This is a genomic window from Pseudomonas kribbensis (genome assembly GCF_003352185.1).
GTDB lineage: Bacteria > Pseudomonadota > Gammaproteobacteria > Pseudomonadales > Pseudomonadaceae > Aquipseudomonas > Aquipseudomonas kribbensis.
Window position 1 is genome coordinate 6,082,704 of the sequence record NZ_CP029608.1, and the last position, 15,531, is coordinate 6,098,234.

The window sequence follows — 15,531 nt, forward strand, 5'->3', positions numbered from 1 at the left end:
GGTTACTCCGGAAAATCGCCGCCGTTGGCCGGCTGCGATTCGACTTCCAGCAAGGTCAGCTTCAGGGTCTTGCCGCCCGGTGCCGGCCAGTCGATATGCTGGCCAACCTTCAAGCCCAGCAGCGCGCTGCCGACCGGGGCCAGGATCGAGATTTTGCCTTCATCGGCGTTGGCGTGCTTTGGATAGACCAGCGTCAGGTGGTAGTCCTTGCCACTGCCTTCTTCTCGACAGTGCACACGGGAATTCATCGTCACGACATCGGCGGGCACTTCATCGTGGCCGACCAGGGTATCGGCGCGGTCCAGCTCGGTTTGCAGCGCGATCACGCCCGGCAGCGAGTCATCCAGGCTGTCGATCAGGCGTTCCAGACGTTGCACGTCCAGACGGGTAAGGGTGATGGAAGGTGCGGTCATGATCCGGGCAGACTCCTTTCTTCTGCACACAAAAAAAGCAAAACCCCGCCAAATAAGACGGGGTTTTCACCAGGCCTCGATGGGTTGAGGCGCTTCCGGACACTATCACAGCTCAAAAAATATACAAGCTACGTCCCGGAGAGCTGCCTGCGCTGAGTCGCTTGCGCGCAAATCACCCGGCGGCGCTCGTCATCGGCCGAACGCCATTCACGGATATCTTCGACATGGCGCATGCAGCCGAGACAGACCTTCTGCTCGTCCAGCCGACAGACGCCGGTGCACGGCGAAGGCACGGCCGGGCTGACGTTGCTGTAGAGCGGCTTGGCAGGGCGTGGCGCGGTCGTCATCTCAGATTTCGTCGAAATCGAGTTTTTCGCCGGCGCGCTCCCAGACGATGCGCTCCAGCATTTCGCCCAGCAACTCTTCGGTTTTCTCGCAGACCCACTTGCCGGCCTGCTCGTCATAGTCGAAATGGAAACCACCGGAACGGTCAGCCAGCCACAACTGACGCAGAGGCTCCTGACGGCTGAAGATCAGCTGACTGCCGTTGTCGAACTTGATAGTCAGCACACCGGCCGAGTTCTCCATGTCCAGATCCAGGCCACTTTCATCAAAGATGTCTTCCAGCGCTTGCTGGGTGGCATCGACCAGATCATGGAAACGGGCTTCGGACAAACTCATTGCGGCAACCTCAAAAAATGTCTGATCAGGCTCAAGCGCCGCAAGATACGGTCGCGGCCAGCCGATTGCAAAGGATAACGACCAACAACCCTGTCTGCACTGTCCCCTGTGGGAGCGAACCTGCTCGCGATTGCGGTGGATCAGACACCCGGATGTTGAATATGCCGATGCCATCGCGAGCAGGCTCGCTCCCACAAGGATTGCACTTGATCGACCCGCCTGCGGGCGAGCCCCGCCGGACGGGAGTTCCGTCGCATAGGCAAGCTGCCGGGTGGCCGGTATACTCCGGCGCAATTAACGCATATTCAAGGATTTCGCCATGAAGCGCCTGATCTCTTCCATTGCTGCGCTCGCTTCGCTCGTCGCTTTTGCCTGCTTGATTTCGGCCTGCGGTCAGAAAGGCCCGCTGTACCTGCCGGATGACGATCAGGACCCAGCTGCACAAGCCCAGTCTTCGCAAAAGCAGTCGTCCAAAGCACACAAGCACGACGTTTACCAATAAGGGATCGCCATGGACGCTTTTAACTACCGTGGCGGGGAACTGTTCGCGGAAGGTGTGGCGCTGTCCGCCATCGCCGACCGCTTCGGCACACCGACCTACGTCTACTCCCGCGCCCACATCGAGGCCCAGTACCTGGCCTATGCCGATGCGCTGGCCGGCATGCCGCACCTGGTGTGCTTCGCGGTCAAGGCCAACTCCAACCTCGGCGTTCTGAATGTCCTGGCCCGCATCGGCGCCGGTTTTGACATCGTTTCCCGTGGCGAGCTGGAACGCGTCCTGGCCGCCGGCGGCAGCCCTGACAAGATCGTGTTCTCCGGCGTCGGCAAGACCCGTGACGACATGCGTCGCGCACTGGAAGTCGGCGTGCATTGCTTCAACGTCGAATCCACCGACGAGCTGGAGCGCCTGCAAGTGGTCGCCGCCGAGCTGGGCATTCGTGCACCGATTTCCCTGCGCGTGAACCCGGACGTCGATGCCGGCACCCACCCGTACATTTCCACCGGTCTCAAAGAGAACAAGTTCGGCATCGCCATCGCCGACGCCGAAGACGTGTACGTGCGTGCCGCGCACCTGCCGAACCTGGAAGTGGTCGGCGTGGATTGCCACATCGGTTCGCAACTGACCACCCTGCCACCGTTCCTCGATGCGCTCGATCGCCTGCTTGATCTGGTGGACCGCCTGGGCGATTGCGGCATCCACCTGCGCCACATCGATCTCGGTGGTGGCCTGGGTGTGCGTTACCGCGATGAAGAGCCGCCATTGGCCGCCGATTACATCAAGGCCGTGCGCGAGCGTCTGGTCGGTCGTGACCTGGCGCTGGTGTTCGAACCGGGCCGCTTCATCGTCGCCAATGCCGGCGTGCTGCTGACCCAGGTCGAGTACCTCAAGCACACCGAGCACAAAGACTTCGCCATCGTCGATGCGGCGATGAACGACCTGATCCGCCCGGCCCTGTACCAGGCGTGGATGGACGTGACGGCGGTCAAGCCGCGCGACACCGCTGCACGCAAGTACGACGTGGTCGGCCCGATCTGCGAGACCGGCGATTTCCTCGCCAAGGATCGCGAACTGGCGCTGGAAGAAGGCGACCTGCTGGCCGTGCATTCGGCCGGGGCCTACGGTTTTGTGATGAGCTCCAACTACAACACTCGCGGCCGTGCCGCCGAAGTGCTGGTAGATGGCGATCAGGTATTTGAAGTGCGTCGCCGCGAGACCGTGGCCGAGCTGTTTGCCGGCGAAAGCCTGCTGCCGGAGTAACCCCATGCTGCTGCGTTTTACCAAGATGCACGGCCTGGGCAACGACTTCATGGTCCTCGACCTGGTCAGCCAGCACGCGCACATTCAGCCCAAGCACGCAAAAATGTGGGGCGACCGGCACACCGGCATCGGTTTCGACCAGTTGCTGATCGTCGAGGCGCCGAGCAATCCGGACGTGGATTTCCGTTACCGGATCTTCAACTCCGACGGCTCCGAAGTCGAACAGTGCGGTAACGGTGCACGCTGCTTCGCCCGCTTCGTGCTCGACAAGCGCCTGACCGCCAAGCGGCAGATCCGCGTCGAGACCAAGGGCGGCATCATCGAACTGGACGTGCGTAACGACGGCCAGATCGGCGTGAACATGGGTGCACCGCGTCAGGTGCCGGCGGACATTCCGTTCCAGGCGAGCGAGCAGGCCCTGAGCTATCAGGTCGATGTCGACGGTACATCGGTGGAACTGGCGGCAGTATCGATGGGTAACCCCCACGCGGTACTGCGCGTGCAGGACATCAACACCGCACCGGTGCATGAGCTGGGGCCGAAGATCGAACACCATCCGCGCTTTCCGGCGCGGGTCAATGTCGGCTTCCTCCAGGTCATTGACCGTAACCGCGCACAATTGCGCGTCTGGGAACGCGGTGCCGGGGAAACCCAGGCCTGCGGTACCGGCGCCTGCGCTGCTGCTGTAGCTGCGATCAGCCAGGGGTGGATGGATTCGCCGCTATTGATCGACCTGCCGGGCGGGCGTCTGTCCATCGAATGGGCAGGCCCCGGCCAACCGGTGCTGATGACCGGTCCGGCAGTGCGTGTATACGAAGGACAAGTCCGTCTTTGAGTGAGCACAAGCCATGACCGATAAGCCTCAGGTACCCGCCCGACAGTCCGGTGAAACAGCGTCCGAGAGCCTGGAGGCGGCAGCGGTTGCCGCGTACCTGGAGGCTCATCCGGACTTCTTCGTCGAGCACGAAGAGCTGCTGCCGTCTCTGCGCATCCCCCATCGTCGCGGCGACACCGTGTCGCTGGTCGAGCGACAGATGTCCATCCTGCGCGACCGCAACATCGAGATGCGCCACCGCCTCTCGCACTTGATGGACGTGGCCCGGGACAACGATCGCCTGTTCGACAAGACCCGCCGCCTGATCCTCGCCCTGATGGACGCCGCCACCCTGGAAGACGTGGTGATCAGCGTCGAAGACAGTCTGCGCCAGGACTTTCAGGTGCCCTTCGTCAGCCTGATCCTGCTCGGCGACAACCCGGCTCCGGTCGGCCGCTGGGTGACCCACGCCGACGCGCAGACCGCCATCGGCGGCCTGCTCACCGAAGGCAAGAGCGTCAGCGGCAGCCTGCGTGAACACGAACTGGACTTCCTGTTCGGCGAAGAGCAGCGCAAGCAGATCGGTTCCACCGCCGTGGTCGCCGTCAGCCACCAGGGCATTCACGGAATCCTGGCCATCGCCAGCCGCGATCCGCAGCACTACAAAAGTTCGGTCGGCACGCTGTTCCTCAGTTACATCGCCGAAGTCATGGGCCGCGTGCTGCCACGGGTCAACAGCTCCCTGCGCTCGGTACGCTGAGCATGGAACGGCAACTGGACGCTTACTGCGAACACCTGCGCAGTGAGCGGCAGGTGTCGCCGCATACGCTGTCGGCCTACCGCCGCGACCTCGACAAGGTCCTCGGCTGGTGCAACAAACAGAACGTCGGCAGCTGGCAGGCCCTGGACATCCAGCGCTTGCGCAGCCTGATCGCCCGCCTGCATGCCCAGGGCCAGTCCTCACGCAGCCTGGCGCGCCTGCTGTCGGCGGTGCGCGGGCTCTATCACTATCTGAATCGCGAAGGCCTCTGCGATCACGACCCGGCCACCGGCCTGACACCACCCAAAGGCGAACGCCGCCTGCCGAAAACCCTCGATACCGACCGGGCGCTGCAACTGCTTGAAGGCGCGGTCGAGGACGACTTTCTGGCCCGACGCGATCAGGCGATTCTGGAATTGTTCTATTCCTCGGGCCTGCGTCTGTCGGAGCTGACCGGGCTCAATCTCGATCAACTCGACCTTGCCGACGGCATGGTTCAGGTGCTCGGCAAGGGCAGCAAGACACGTCTGTTGCCCGTCGGCAAAAAGGCCCGGGAAGCGCTGGAGCAATGGTTGCCATTGCGAGCGCTGACCAACCCGGCGGACGATGCGGTGTTCGTCAGCCAGCAAGGCCGACGCCTCGGCCCACGAGCGATTCAGGTGCGGGTCAAACTGGCCGGCGAACGCGAACTGGGGCAGAACCTGCATCCGCACATGCTGCGGCACTCTTTCGCCAGCCACTTGCTGGAGTCCTCCCAGGACCTGCGCGCGGTGCAGGAACTGCTCGGCCACTCGGACATCAAGACCACCCAGATCTATACCCACCTGGACTTCCAGCATCTGGCGGCGGTCTACGACAGCGCCCACCCACGGGCCAAACGCATGAAAGGCGATGATTCATGAGCATCCAGTTGATCACCTTCGACCTCGACGACACCCTGTGGGACACCGCTCCGGTGATCGTCAGCGCCGAAGCGGTTTTGCGCCAGTGGCTGAGCGAGCATGCGCCGAAGCTGGGCGCGGTGCCGGTGGAACATCTGTGGTCGATCCGCGAGCGGGTGCTGGCCAGCGAACCGGGACTCAAGCACCGCATCAGCGCGCTGCGCCGGCGGGTGCTATTTCATGCTTTGGAAGAGTCCGGATATGCCCACGACGAAGCGTCGGAACTGGCGGACAAGAGCTTTGAAGTGTTTCTGCATGCCCGGCATCAGATCGAAGTGTTCCCGGAAGTCGAGCCGATCCTGGAAACCCTCGCCAAACATTACGCCCTCGGCGTAGTCACCAACGGCAACGCCGATGTGCGTCGCCTCGGGCTGGCGGATTACTTCAAATTTGCGCTGTGCGCCGAAGACATCGGCATCGCCAAGCCGGATGCGCGGCTGTTCCATGAAGCCCTGCAACGTGGTGGCGTGAGTGCCGAGGCGGCGGTGCATATTGGCGATCATCCGGGAGATGACATTGCCGGAGCGCAGCAGGCGGGCTTGCGCGCGATCTGGTTCAACCCGGCGGGCAAGGTCTGGGAAGCGGAGCGCCTGCCGGATGCCGAAATTCGCAGCCTGAACGATCTGCCAGCAGTGCTCGCCCGCTGGAACAGCCGCGGCTAGTTTTCTTTCGCCCATGAAAAAGCCCGCAGCGACGGCGGGCTTTTTCAGCAAGCAAGCGGCACGCCTCAGATAGGGCGGCTGCCGTACTTGTTGTCCGGCTTCTTGGGCGGATCGGCGACCACGTTGGCCTCCACTTCCTGCACTTTGCCGCCACGGGCAAGGAACTCTTCCATGGCCTTGGCCAGGGCATCGCGCTCCTTGTTCTTGGCTTCGATGCTCGGCAACTCGTCGACCGACACCGCAGCCTTGGCCTTGCCTTTGGCAGCCGGGGCCGGCGTATCGTCACCGCCATCGTCTTCAGCAACGTCTTCCGCTGCCGCTTCCAGACCGTCTTCGGCCTCGTCTTCGTCGCCTACTTCGAGGTCGTCGTTTTCCAGATCATCGTCGCTCATGTTCTACCTCATGACTTGCGAAAAGCAGATTAGTTATAGACCAGCTTTGGCGACTGTCGAAAGTCGCCGTAAAAAAATCGGTAACCATTGGTGACCAACGGTTTATGCCCCTTCACCGTGCAAGGTGGCGAGGACTTTGCGGGCACCGCCATGATCGCGATGCTCGCCCAGGTAAACGCCTTGCCAGGTGCCCAGTGCCAGTCGACCCGCCGTTACCGGCAAACTGATCTGGCAGCCCAGCACGCTGGCCTTGAAGTGCGCCGGGAGGTCGTCCAGGCCTTCGTCGTTATGCTCATAGCCGTCTGTTCCTTGTGGGATCAGACGATTGAAAAATCGTTCGAAGTCGCGACGTACCGCCGGATCGGCGTTCTCGTTGATGGTCAACGACGCCGAGGTATGCTGTAGCCACAAATGCAACAGACCGACCCGGCATGCCTTGATTTCGGGCAGTCCGGCGAGCAACTCTTCCGTTACCAGATGAAAGCCCCGGGGCCGTGCCCGCAGGGTTATCAGAGTCTGTTGCCACATACAGTTCTCCGCACGTTCGGGGCGCATTCTAGCGCGCTCTGAAAAAAAACAAAGGCCCTAATATTCCTTCAATGATGTAAGCCATTGGCCGTAGAAAAACACCCATCGTAAACACGACCAAAGCAGTACGAAAAATCCATTCAGCCACATCAGGGATGACAAATTCCGGACAAAAAAATGCCCGGCGAACCGGGCAAGTTTTTTGAGGCGCGTTCTTACAGGTTGTAGCCGCGCTCGTTGTGTTGTGCCAGGTCCAGGCCCACCGATTCTTCTTCCTCGGTAACGCGCAGCCCCATCACGGCATCCAGTACCTTGAGGATGATGAAGGTGACGATCGCGGTGTAGATCACCGTGAAGCCGACGCCTTTGCACTGAATCCACACTTGGGAGGCGATGTCGGTAACGGTACCGAAACCACCCAGCGCCGGAGCAGCGAACACACCGGTGAGGATTGCGCCGAGGATACCGCCGATACCGTGCACGCCGAAGGCGTCCAGGGAGTCGTCATAACCGAGTTTGCGTTTCAGGCTGGTGGCGCAGAAGAAGCACACCACGCCAGCGGCCAGGCCGATGATCAGCGAGCCCATCGGGCCCACGGTGCCGGCCGCCGGAGTGATTGCCACCAGACCGGCAACCACGCCCGATGCGATACCCAGTGCACTTGGTTTGCCGTGGGTGATCCACTCGGCGAACATCCAGCCCAGTGCAGCGGCGGCGGTTGCGATCTGAGTGACCAGCATCGCCATGCCGGCAGTGCCGTTGGCTGCAGCAGCGGAGCCGGCGTTGAAGCCGAACCAGCCGACCCACAGCATCGCCGCGCCCATCAGGGTGTAACCGAGGTTGTGCGGCGCCATCGGGGTGGTCGGGAAGCCTTTGCGCTTGCCCAGCACCAGGCACGCCACCAGCCCGGCGATACCGGCGTTGATGTGCACCACGGTGCCGCCGGCGAAATCGAGCACGCCCCAGTCACCCAGCAACGAACCCGGACCGCTCCAGACCATGTGTGCAATCGGCGCGTAAACCAGGGTGAACCAGACGCCCATGAACACCAGCATCGCGGAGAACTTCATACGCTCGGCGAAGGCACCGACGATCAGCGCCGGGGTGATGATGGCGAAGGTCATCTGGTAGGTAACGAATACCGCTTCAGGGAACAGCGCGGTCGGGCCGGTAATGCTGGCCGGGGTGACGCCCGCGAGGAAGGCCTTGCCGAAGCTGCCGACGAAGGAGTTGAAGTTGACGACGTTGGCTTCCATCCCGGTGGTGTCGAACGCCATGCTGTAGCCATAAATGAACCACAGGATGGTGACCAGGCCGGTAATGGCGAAGCACTGCATCATCACGGAAAGAATGTTTTTCGACCGCACCATGCCGCCGTAGAACAGCGCCAGGCCCGGAATGGTCATGAACAGCACGAGGGCCGTCGAGGTCAGCATCCAGGCGGTATCGCCGGAATTGAGGACTGGAGGCGCCACCGGATCTGCCGCCAAAGCCAGGCCGGGCATTACGATGGACAACAGGGCGCCTAGCCCTGCGAATTTACGCAGAGTCATATTGTTTTCTCCTGGGGCGTTGGGTTTGTGGCGGCGTTTAGATCGCGTCGGTATCGGTTTCGCCGGTACGGATGCGAATCGCCTGTTCCAGATTGACCACGAAGATCTTGCCGTCACCGATCTTGCCGGTGTTGGCAGCCTTGGTTATCGCCTCGATAACCCGATCCAGATCCTTGTCGTCGATGGCAACGTCGATTTTCACCTTGGGCAGAAAATCGACCACATACTCCGCGCCGCGATACAGCTCGGTGTGACCCTTCTGCCGGCCGAAGCCTTTGACTTCAGTTACGGTAATGCCCTGCACGCCGATTTCGGACAGCGACTCGCGCACGTCGTCCAGCTTGAACGGCTTGATGATGGCAGTGACTAGCTTCATGAAACTCTCTCCCGAATTGGTGGACTTGCCCCAGGAAAACAAACCCGACTCAAGTCTAAGCGCAGTGCCTGGCTTTGTAACGCATCGTCGGCCCTACCCGCCCGACTGACGCCAGCTAACCGCTCCCGACGAAACTCCCCGTCCCGTCCGGCGCACTGCATTCGTCACAGCGACTGCATCAGTGCATGGGTCACTACCGACTAAGCAGAAAGCTTGCCATCTCGCCAAAATCCCCTGATTTCAATCCCTTGGCCGCGGCCGTCGATGCCATCACCGAAATGGCACACGGGATACGCACAACAACGGTGCGCAGCCGTTCATCCTTTTGCGCGAAAAGCGTGCATCCCGGCCCGCGCGAATGACTATAGACACTGCGTGATACACTGCCGGCCATTGTTTCCAGGACATATCCCATGCTCGCGCCCAAAGACTTCCTCGACGCCCTGAGCGGCACCGCCTCCCGCCTGTTCAGCGGCGACACGCCATTGCCAAAAGCCGAAATCGAAAGCCAGTTCAAGATGCTGCTGCAAAGTGCGTTCAGCAAACTGGATCTGGTGAGCCGGGAAGAATTCGATAGTCAGATGGTGGTGCTGGCGCGTACTCGCGCCCGGCTTGAGAGCCTTGAGGCGAAGGTGGCGGAAATGGAAGCGAAGCTGACGCCGCCGGCTGAGTGAGACAAGAAGCTAAAACCGCTCCTGCCGAGGCAGGAACGGTTTCCGTCGGTTCAATTCCTGCAGCGAATTATTCCAACGGTCTCGCAGAATCTCGTACAGGCGAAAAGCCCATAGCGCGATCCTGACGAGGCGCCACATATGTTTAAGAAACTTAGACATATTTTGGCCCTCCTTGCGTGGGGCCAAACCTCCGATGCTCTTTCCGGCGTACGAACACTTTCGGGACTACACGTGAGTGTGCCCACCAAGGCGGCCGGGTGTGGATCCCCCGAAAAAGCACCGGCACGGATCTCACACCGTGTCGAGGGACATGAAATTTTTACGCTCCCGGCCACACTCCGTGAACACTCCATGAGTGGGCATCGTCGCAGCGGATGGTATTGCAGTCCTTCAAAATGCATTTAAACAAGTTGTATCAAGCCATTAAGCATGTTTTCCCGGCTTATCTGACACGTCATGTCCTGATGGGCGCCAAGTGGCTTTGACGCTTGCATCAAGAAGCAAACCTGCATACCCTCAGCGAACGTGAGTGTGTCCACTAAGGATGCGCAGGCCTTGGCCTCACCGAAGCCTGCAACTAAAAACCGTCTCCTCAAGGCGGTTTTTTTTCGCCTCGAGATAGATGCGACAATCGGTTTTCTGTGGAGTAGTCGCAGCGAACTTTTAGCTCCCAAGTCGTATCAACCTGAATCCGCCCGAACCAACGTCCTTCACTTACGTAAGTACCGTCCTACAAGGACTGCCCCCCACGCCTGATTACGTGAGTATCCCTGCCTTCGCTACCCTCTGCGGCCTGATCCAAACAGAACACAGACACGAGAGCTGTCTATGAAACAGAAGAAACAGAAAAAACAGCCGTTACTCGCATCCAGGCTTCGTGCAGAAACGCCCAGTTTGGCCGATACGGTTTCTGCCAGTCAGCGGCATTTTTTGAAGGTCGCCGCGGCCTATGGCAAAGAATTGGAGCCTGATGGCTGGCTCGCCGGTGGCGGAACCTGAATCTCGCATTAAAAGACCGTCTAGTAGGCGGTTTTTTTTCGCCTGAAGATTAGTCATGTCTATTTCAGCAACATCCAGTGAAGCTTTGCCCAGGCAACTGTCCCTTCAACTCCCTCCTCCCCGACTACCCTTAAAAAACCCGCAGGAAGCGGCCCCCGATTCACTCAAGGAACGACCATGTCCCTCGCCATCGTCCACAGCCGCGCCCAGATTGGCGTGGATGCGCCCGCCGTCACCGTCGAAGTTCACCTCGCCAACGGCTTGCCCTCGCTGACCATGGTCGGCCTGCCCGAAGCGGCGGTGAAGGAGAGCAAGGACCGGGTGCGCAGTGCGATCATCAATTCCGGGCTGCAGTTTCCGGCGCGGCGGATCACGTTGAATCTGGCCCCGGCGGACTTGCCCAAGGATGGCGGGCGGTTCGATCTGGCGATTGCGCTGGGGATTCTGTCGGCGAGTGTTCAGGTGCCGACATTGACGCTGGATGATGTGGAGTGCCTTGGCGAACTGGCGTTATCCGGCGCAGTGCGGGCTGTGCGCGGTGTGTTGCCGGCGGCACTGGCAGCGCGCAAGGCCGGGCGGACGCTGGTGGTGCCGCGGGCGAATGCCGAGGAGGCATGCCTCGCATCGGGATTGAGGGTGATCGCGGTGGATCATCTGCTGGAGGCAGTGGCGCATTTCAACGGGCATACACCGGTCGAACCCTATGTCTCGGATGGGTTGATCCATGCCGCCAAACCCTATCCCGACCTGAACGAAGTGCAAGGCCAACTGGCCGCCAAACGGGCGCTGCTGGTTGCCGCTGCCGGCGCACATAATCTGCTGTTCAGCGGACCACCCGGGACGGGCAAGACATTGCTGGCCAGTCGATTGCCGGGATTGCTGCCTCCGCTGGCCGAGAGTGAAGCGCTGGAGGTGGCGGCGATTCAATCCGTCGCCAGCGGCACGCCGCTCACTCATTGGCCCCAGCGCCCGTTCCGCCAACCGCATCACTCGGCCTCCGGACCGGCACTGGTCGGCGGCAGCTCAAAACCGCAACCCGGCGAAATCACCCTCGCCCATCACGGTGTGCTGTTTCTCGATGAACTGCCCGAGTTTGATCGCAAGGTGCTGGAGGTTCTGCGCGAACCGCTGGAATCCGGCTGCATCGTGATTGCCCGAGCCAAGGAGCGAGTGCGGTTTCCCGCAAGATTCCAGCTGGTGGCGGCGATGAATCCCTGTCCCTGTGGATATCTTGGCGAGCCAAGCGGCAAGTGCTCGTGTACACCGGACATGGTGCAGCGCTATCGCAACAAGCTCTCGGGGCCGTTGCTGGATCGAATCGATTTGCACCTGACGGTGGCGCGAGAGGCCACAGCGTTGAACCCGGCGGTGAAACCGGGAGAGGACAGTGCCAGTGCGGCGGCGTTGGTCGCCGAAGCCCGCGAACGCCAGCAAAAGCGCCAGGGCTGCGCCAATGCGTTTCTCGATTTGCCGGGGCTGAAGAGGCACTGCAAGTTATCCACAGCCGATGAAACCTGGCTGGAAACGGCGTGCGAAAGGCTGACGTTGTCGCTGCGCTCGGCGCATCGGTTGCTCAAGGTCGCGCGGACGCTGGCGGATCTGGAAACGTGCGCGGATATCAGACGCGAGCACCTGGCCGAAGCGTTGCAGTATCGGCCGGCGAGTCAGTAGGTGCTGAGTTTTTGGAGAGCCCAAATGCAAACAGGCTCGCTCTCACAGGACCAACACAGATCCTTTGGGAGCGAGCCTGCTCGCGATAGCTTTTTCAGAGACGCATCAGCGGAAGCGATCAACTTCGGAACGCAAATCCGCCGCCAGCTTCTCCAGTTCTTTAGCGGTTACCGCCAGATTGGAGACCACCTCACGCTGCTCGCTGTTGGCCATCGCGATGCTCTGAAGATTGCTGCTGAGCAACGTAGCGGTGCTGCTCTGCTCCTGAGTCGCGGTGGTAATCGCCGCAAACTGCTGCCCTGCCGAACGGCTCTGCTCATCGATTCGCGCCAGCGCAGAAGCGACGTTGGCGTTGCGCGACAGGCCTTCCTGCATCAGCACGTTGCCCTGCTCCATGGTACTGATGGCGTTGCCGGTTTCCTGCTGGATGCTGTGGATCATCCCGGAGATTTCGTCAGTCGCCTGACGGGTGCGCGACGCCAGGTTGCGCACTTCGTCAGCCACCACGGCAAAGCCGCGACCCTGTTCACCGGCACGGGCCGCTTCGATGGCGGCGTTGAGCGCCAGCAGGTTGGTCTGTTCGGCAATCGAGGTGATCACGCTGACGATGCCGCCGATTTCCTGGGAGCGCTGACCGAGCGTGTTGATCACGGTCGCCGTGGTGTTCAGCGCGCCGGCAATCTGCTCCAGCGAGGAAGAGGCTTCTTCCATCGAGCTGCGGCCGATCTGGGTCTGCTGGGCATTTTCCTGGGCCAGACGCTGGGTGTTGCCCATGTTGTCGGCAATGTTCAGCGAGGTGGCGGAAAACTCTTCAACCGCACCCGCCATGCTGGTGATTTCGCCGGACTGCTGCTCCATGCCTTCGTATGCGCCACCGGACAAACCGGACAGTGCCTGGGCACGGCTGTTGACCTCTTCCGAAGCGCGGCGGATGTGCTCGACCATGGTCGACAGCGCCTGGCTCATCTGGTTGAACGCACGGGCCAACTGACCGATTTCATCGTTGCTAGACACGTTCAGACGCACGCTCAGATCACCAGCGCCCAAGGCTTCGGCCTGACGCACCAGATCACCCAGCGGCTGCAGTTTGCTGCGCAGCAGCCACACTGCCGAACCGACCGCGATCAGCATCGCCAGCAGGCTGCCGATGGCCAACTGGAAGCCAACGCTCCAGGTCACTTCGCGGATCTCGGACTTCGGCATGCTCGCCACCACCGACCACGGTCCACCTTCGAAGGGAACGGCGATGCTGTAGAAGTCTTCGGACGTATCACTCCAGAACCGGCCTTTGCCCGGTGCTTTCGCCAGGCCATTCACCACGGGTACCGCTTGATCCGGCGCCTGCACGCCCGCTGGCGCGACCAGCCATTTGTTCTGCTCGTCCAGCAGCGCCAGGGAGCCGCTCTGGCCGATACGGAAGCGCTTGAGGTTGTCGAACTGGGCGTTCTGCGCGTCGGTGTAGTCGAAGCCGACAAACAACACCGCGATCACCTTGCCGCTGCTGTCACGCACCGGGGTGTATTGAGTCATGTAGGAACGATCGAACAGCAGCGCGCGGCCGACGTAGCCCTGCCCCGCCATCAACTTCGCATAGGCCGGGTGCGCGTGATCGAGCAAGGTGCCGATGGCGCGGCTGCCGTCCTGCTTGGTCAGCGAAGTACTGACCCGCACGAAGTCTTCGCCACTGCGCACGAACAGCGTGGCAACGCCCGCCGTCATCTGCTTGAACTCGTCGACTTCCTTGAAGTTGTTGTTCAACACTTCGCTACCCAGGTGCAGGCCCGGGGTCTGGGTGCCCGCCACGCTGACCGGCTCGTCCGGGTGAATGCTCAGGCCCGCGCTGAAGCGCTTCTCGAACAGCCCGCTCAGGCGCTGGGTGCTTTCACGCAGCGTGCCGTGGAAGGTGCTCAACTGGTCGGCGAGCAGACGGGCCTCGCTGGCCAGGTGTTCTTCACGAGTGGCGAGGTTGGCGGTGTCCAGCGAACGCAGGGCGAACACCGTACTGCCACTGATGACAACCGCCAGTATCACGGCGAGCGCAAGGCCCAGCTGCGAGGCGATCCGGGCGCGAGGTTGAGACATGGACAGCTCCTGGCCGAGTCTGCGGATCCTCCCTGATCGCGGCTCGGAAAAATTCTAATAATGGGGGTGATGCGCAGAACCGGCACGACGGTTCCACTTGGACGTATTCGGCGGTGAACGCGAATACTTGAGCGCACAGCAGGGTTATGGCCTGGGGCCGGCATTGTGGCGGCTCGAACGTTTCAGCTCAAGCGCGCGACCACCGGCAGTTCCATCGCCCGAACTTCGCCCTGAAGGAAATCACTGAGCCTGCGCAAACGTTCACCTCCCGGACGGGTCTTTGGCCACACCAGGTAATAATTCAGGCCGCTGGCGACCGCCGTCGGCCACGGCAGACTCAAACGTCCTTGCGCCACATCCTCGGCCACCATCAGCAGATCGCCCATCGACACGCCATACCCTCGGGCCGCCGCGATCATCCCCAGTTCCAGGGTATCGAACACCTGCCCGCCCTTGAGTGATACCTGATCCGACAACCCCATATGCTCCAGCCAGCTGCGCCAGTCGCGGCGATCCGGGGTCGGGTGCAGCAATTCGGTGGAGGCCAGTCGTGCCACATCCCAGGGCTGGTCATTGAGCAGGTTGGGGGCGCCTACCGGAATCAGCTCTTCCGGGAACAACAGGCTGGCCTCCCAGTCCGGCGGAAAATGCCCGTCGCTGAGCAGCACCGCGCAATCAAACGGTTCGTTGTTGAAGTCCACCGAGTCCACGTCCATCCAGGCACTGGTCAGTTGCACTTCATTACCCGGCTGCAAGTGGCGGAAGCGACTGAGCCGCGCCAGCAGCCAGCGCATGGTCAGGGTCGACGGGGCTTTCATGCGCAGGATGTCATCTTCGGCGCGCAAGGTGTTGCAGGCCCGCTCAAGCGCCGCAAAGCCTTCACGGATGCCGGGTAACAGCAGGCGCGCCGACTCGGTCAGCTGCAGGTTGCGTCCGCTGCGGTGGAACAGCCGACAGGCGAAGTGCTCCTCAAGCGTGCGGATATGCCGGCTCACCGCACTTTGAGTGATCGACAACTCTTCGGCAGCGCGGGTGAACGAACTATGCCGTGCCGCAGCTTCGAATGCACGCAGGGCATACAAGGGTGGAAGACGACGGGACATGCACAGCGCTCCAATGGCGGGATTGCGCCAACTTAGCAGAATCGCGGCTGGATGAGTTTTAATCATGCCACCCATCCTTTTTATCCCTTTGTGCAACCCGCGCCAAACCCTGAGAATCGACGG

The 15,531-nt window shown here is 61.4% G+C and carries 18 protein-coding genes; 9 read left to right on the plus strand and 9 right to left on the minus strand.

Annotated elements, in window-relative coordinates:
- Window positions 1-2 precede the first annotated feature (2 nt).
- The 3 genes from rnk to cyaY form a co-directional block, all read right to left on the minus strand.
- Window positions 3-413 (minus strand): nucleoside diphosphate kinase regulator, encoded by a 411-nt coding sequence (gene rnk / locus DLD99_RS27930; RefSeq protein WP_085708929.1) that lies wholly within the window; start codon window positions 411-413, stop codon window positions 3-5.
- Between the two features lie 128 nt (window positions 414-541).
- Window positions 542-760 (minus strand): DUF1289 domain-containing protein, encoded by a 219-nt coding sequence (locus DLD99_RS27935; protein ID WP_114886275.1) that lies wholly within the window; start codon window positions 758-760, stop codon window positions 542-544.
- 1 nt (window position 761) lies between these two features.
- The gene (cyaY, locus tag DLD99_RS27940) at window positions 762-1,094 is read right to left on the minus strand and encodes an iron donor protein CyaY (protein WP_114886277.1); all 333 of its coding nucleotides are present in this window, start codon (window positions 1,092-1,094) and stop codon (window positions 762-764) included.
- Between the two features lie 319 nt (window positions 1,095-1,413).
- On the opposite strand from cyaY, the gene lptM reads away from it, so the two are divergent.
- From lptM to DLD99_RS27970, 6 genes are read left to right on the plus strand one after another with little or no spacing between them, the layout of a single operon-like run.
- On the plus strand, window positions 1,414-1,596 hold the full coding sequence (gene lptM / locus DLD99_RS27945) for an LPS translocon maturation chaperone LptM (protein ID WP_114886279.1): 183 nt from the start codon (window positions 1,414-1,416) through the stop codon (window positions 1,594-1,596).
- Window positions 1,597-1,605: 9 nt separating this feature from the next.
- The gene (lysA, locus tag DLD99_RS27950) at window positions 1,606-2,853 is read left to right on the plus strand and encodes a diaminopimelate decarboxylase (protein WP_114886281.1); all 1,248 of its coding nucleotides are present in this window, start codon (window positions 1,606-1,608) and stop codon (window positions 2,851-2,853) included.
- A gap of 4 nt (window positions 2,854-2,857) precedes the next feature.
- Window positions 2,858-3,688 carry a diaminopimelate epimerase gene (gene dapF, locus DLD99_RS27955; RefSeq protein ID WP_114886289.1) on the plus strand — a complete coding sequence of 277 codons (831 nt, stop codon included), beginning with the start codon at window positions 2,858-2,860 and terminating at the stop codon, window positions 3,686-3,688.
- A gap of 13 nt (window positions 3,689-3,701) precedes the next feature.
- Window positions 3,702-4,427 (plus strand): DUF484 family protein, encoded by a 726-nt coding sequence (locus DLD99_RS27960; RefSeq protein ID WP_114886291.1) that lies wholly within the window; start codon window positions 3,702-3,704, stop codon window positions 4,425-4,427.
- 2 nt (window positions 4,428-4,429) lie between these two features.
- Window positions 4,430-5,329 (plus strand): tyrosine recombinase XerC, encoded by a 900-nt coding sequence (gene xerC, locus DLD99_RS27965; protein ID WP_114886293.1) that lies wholly within the window; start codon window positions 4,430-4,432, stop codon window positions 5,327-5,329.
- Window positions 5,326-6,030 (plus strand): HAD family hydrolase, encoded by a 705-nt coding sequence (locus DLD99_RS27970; RefSeq protein WP_114886295.1) that lies wholly within the window; start codon window positions 5,326-5,328, stop codon window positions 6,028-6,030. The genes xerC and DLD99_RS27970 overlap by 4 nt, the downstream gene beginning before the upstream one ends.
- A gap of 65 nt (window positions 6,031-6,095) precedes the next feature.
- Here DLD99_RS27970 and sutA read toward each other — a convergent pair whose 3' ends face one another.
- From sutA to glnK, 4 genes are all read right to left on the minus strand, one after another.
- Window positions 6,096-6,422: a transcriptional regulator SutA gene (sutA, locus tag DLD99_RS27975; protein ID WP_007951900.1), complete on the minus strand. Its 327-nt coding sequence runs from the start codon at window positions 6,420-6,422 to the stop codon at window positions 6,096-6,098.
- 102 nt (window positions 6,423-6,524) lie between these two features.
- Window positions 6,525-6,950 (minus strand): secondary thiamine-phosphate synthase enzyme YjbQ, encoded by a 426-nt coding sequence (locus DLD99_RS27980; RefSeq protein WP_114886297.1) that lies wholly within the window; start codon window positions 6,948-6,950, stop codon window positions 6,525-6,527.
- Window positions 6,951-7,165: 215 nt separating this feature from the next.
- Window positions 7,166-8,503: an ammonium transporter gene (locus DLD99_RS27985; protein ID WP_114886299.1), complete on the minus strand. Its 1,338-nt coding sequence runs from the start codon at window positions 8,501-8,503 to the stop codon at window positions 7,166-7,168.
- A gap of 37 nt (window positions 8,504-8,540) precedes the next feature.
- Window positions 8,541-8,879: a P-II family nitrogen regulator gene (glnK, locus tag DLD99_RS27990; RefSeq protein WP_002555808.1), complete on the minus strand. Its 339-nt coding sequence runs from the start codon at window positions 8,877-8,879 to the stop codon at window positions 8,541-8,543.
- A 413-nt stretch (window positions 8,880-9,292) separates the two neighbouring features.
- Between glnK and DLD99_RS27995 the strand changes: the two genes are divergently transcribed.
- From DLD99_RS27995 to DLD99_RS28000, 3 genes are all read left to right on the plus strand, one after another.
- Window positions 9,293-9,553 carry an accessory factor UbiK family protein gene (locus DLD99_RS27995; protein WP_007920416.1) on the plus strand — a complete coding sequence of 87 codons (261 nt, stop codon included), beginning with the start codon at window positions 9,293-9,295 and terminating at the stop codon, window positions 9,551-9,553.
- Window positions 9,554-10,381: 828 nt separating this feature from the next.
- Window positions 10,382-10,552, plus strand: coding sequence for a hypothetical protein (locus DLD99_RS29285; RefSeq protein ID WP_167443788.1), 171 nt, complete (start codon window positions 10,382-10,384; stop codon window positions 10,550-10,552).
- Between the two features lie 177 nt (window positions 10,553-10,729).
- The gene (locus DLD99_RS28000; protein ID WP_114886301.1) at window positions 10,730-12,223 is read left to right on the plus strand and encodes a YifB family Mg chelatase-like AAA ATPase; all 1,494 of its coding nucleotides are present in this window, start codon (window positions 10,730-10,732) and stop codon (window positions 12,221-12,223) included.
- Window positions 12,224-12,328: 105 nt separating this feature from the next.
- Here DLD99_RS28000 and DLD99_RS28005 read toward each other — a convergent pair whose 3' ends face one another.
- Both DLD99_RS28005 and DLD99_RS28010 read right to left on the minus strand, forming a co-directional pair.
- A complete protein-coding gene (locus tag DLD99_RS28005) occupies window positions 12,329-14,305 on the minus strand; it encodes a methyl-accepting chemotaxis protein (protein ID WP_114886302.1) in 1,977 nt (658 codons plus the stop codon).
- A gap of 182 nt (window positions 14,306-14,487) precedes the next feature.
- Window positions 14,488-15,408 carry a LysR substrate-binding domain-containing protein gene (locus tag DLD99_RS28010; protein WP_085708898.1) on the minus strand — a complete coding sequence of 307 codons (921 nt, stop codon included), beginning with the start codon at window positions 15,406-15,408 and terminating at the stop codon, window positions 14,488-14,490.
- Window positions 15,409-15,531: the final 123 nt, after the last annotated feature.

Coding starts and splice junctions, on each gene's coding strand:
- rnk (WP_085708929.1), bottom strand. CDS start 413: ATGACCGCACCTTCCATCACCCTTACCCGTCTGGACGTGCAACGTCTG.
- DLD99_RS27970 (WP_114886295.1), top strand. CDS start 5,326: ATGAGCATCCAGTTGATCACCTTCGACCTCGACGACACCCTGTGGGAC.
- lptM (WP_114886279.1), top strand. CDS start 1,414: ATGAAGCGCCTGATCTCTTCCATTGCTGCGCTCGCTTCGCTCGTCGCT.
- dapF (WP_114886289.1), top strand. CDS start 2,858: ATGCTGCTGCGTTTTACCAAGATGCACGGCCTGGGCAACGACTTCATG.
- DLD99_RS29285 (WP_167443788.1), top strand. CDS start 10,382: ATGAAACAGAAGAAACAGAAAAAACAGCCGTTACTCGCATCCAGGCTT.
- DLD99_RS27980 (WP_114886297.1), bottom strand. CDS start 6,950: ATGTGGCAACAGACTCTGATAACCCTGCGGGCACGGCCCCGGGGCTTT.
- lysA (WP_114886281.1), top strand. CDS start 1,606: ATGGACGCTTTTAACTACCGTGGCGGGGAACTGTTCGCGGAAGGTGTG.
- sutA (WP_007951900.1), bottom strand. CDS start 6,422: ATGAGCGACGATGATCTGGAAAACGACGACCTCGAAGTAGGCGACGAA.
- DLD99_RS28000 (WP_114886301.1), top strand. CDS start 10,730: ATGTCCCTCGCCATCGTCCACAGCCGCGCCCAGATTGGCGTGGATGCG.
- DLD99_RS27960 (WP_114886291.1), top strand. CDS start 3,702: ATGACCGATAAGCCTCAGGTACCCGCCCGACAGTCCGGTGAAACAGCG.
- DLD99_RS27995 (WP_007920416.1), top strand. CDS start 9,293: ATGCTCGCGCCCAAAGACTTCCTCGACGCCCTGAGCGGCACCGCCTCC.
- DLD99_RS28010 (WP_085708898.1), bottom strand. CDS start 15,408: ATGTCCCGTCGTCTTCCACCCTTGTATGCCCTGCGTGCATTCGAAGCT.
- DLD99_RS27935 (WP_114886275.1), bottom strand. CDS start 760: ATGACGACCGCGCCACGCCCTGCCAAGCCGCTCTACAGCAACGTCAGC.
- cyaY (WP_114886277.1), bottom strand. CDS start 1,094: ATGAGTTTGTCCGAAGCCCGTTTCCATGATCTGGTCGATGCCACCCAG.
- DLD99_RS28005 (WP_114886302.1), bottom strand. CDS start 14,305: ATGTCTCAACCTCGCGCCCGGATCGCCTCGCAGCTGGGCCTTGCGCTC.
- glnK (WP_002555808.1), bottom strand. CDS start 8,879: ATGAAGCTAGTCACTGCCATCATCAAGCCGTTCAAGCTGGACGACGTG.
- xerC (WP_114886293.1), top strand. CDS start 4,430: ATGGAACGGCAACTGGACGCTTACTGCGAACACCTGCGCAGTGAGCGG.
- DLD99_RS27985 (WP_114886299.1), bottom strand. CDS start 8,503: ATGACTCTGCGTAAATTCGCAGGGCTAGGCGCCCTGTTGTCCATCGTA.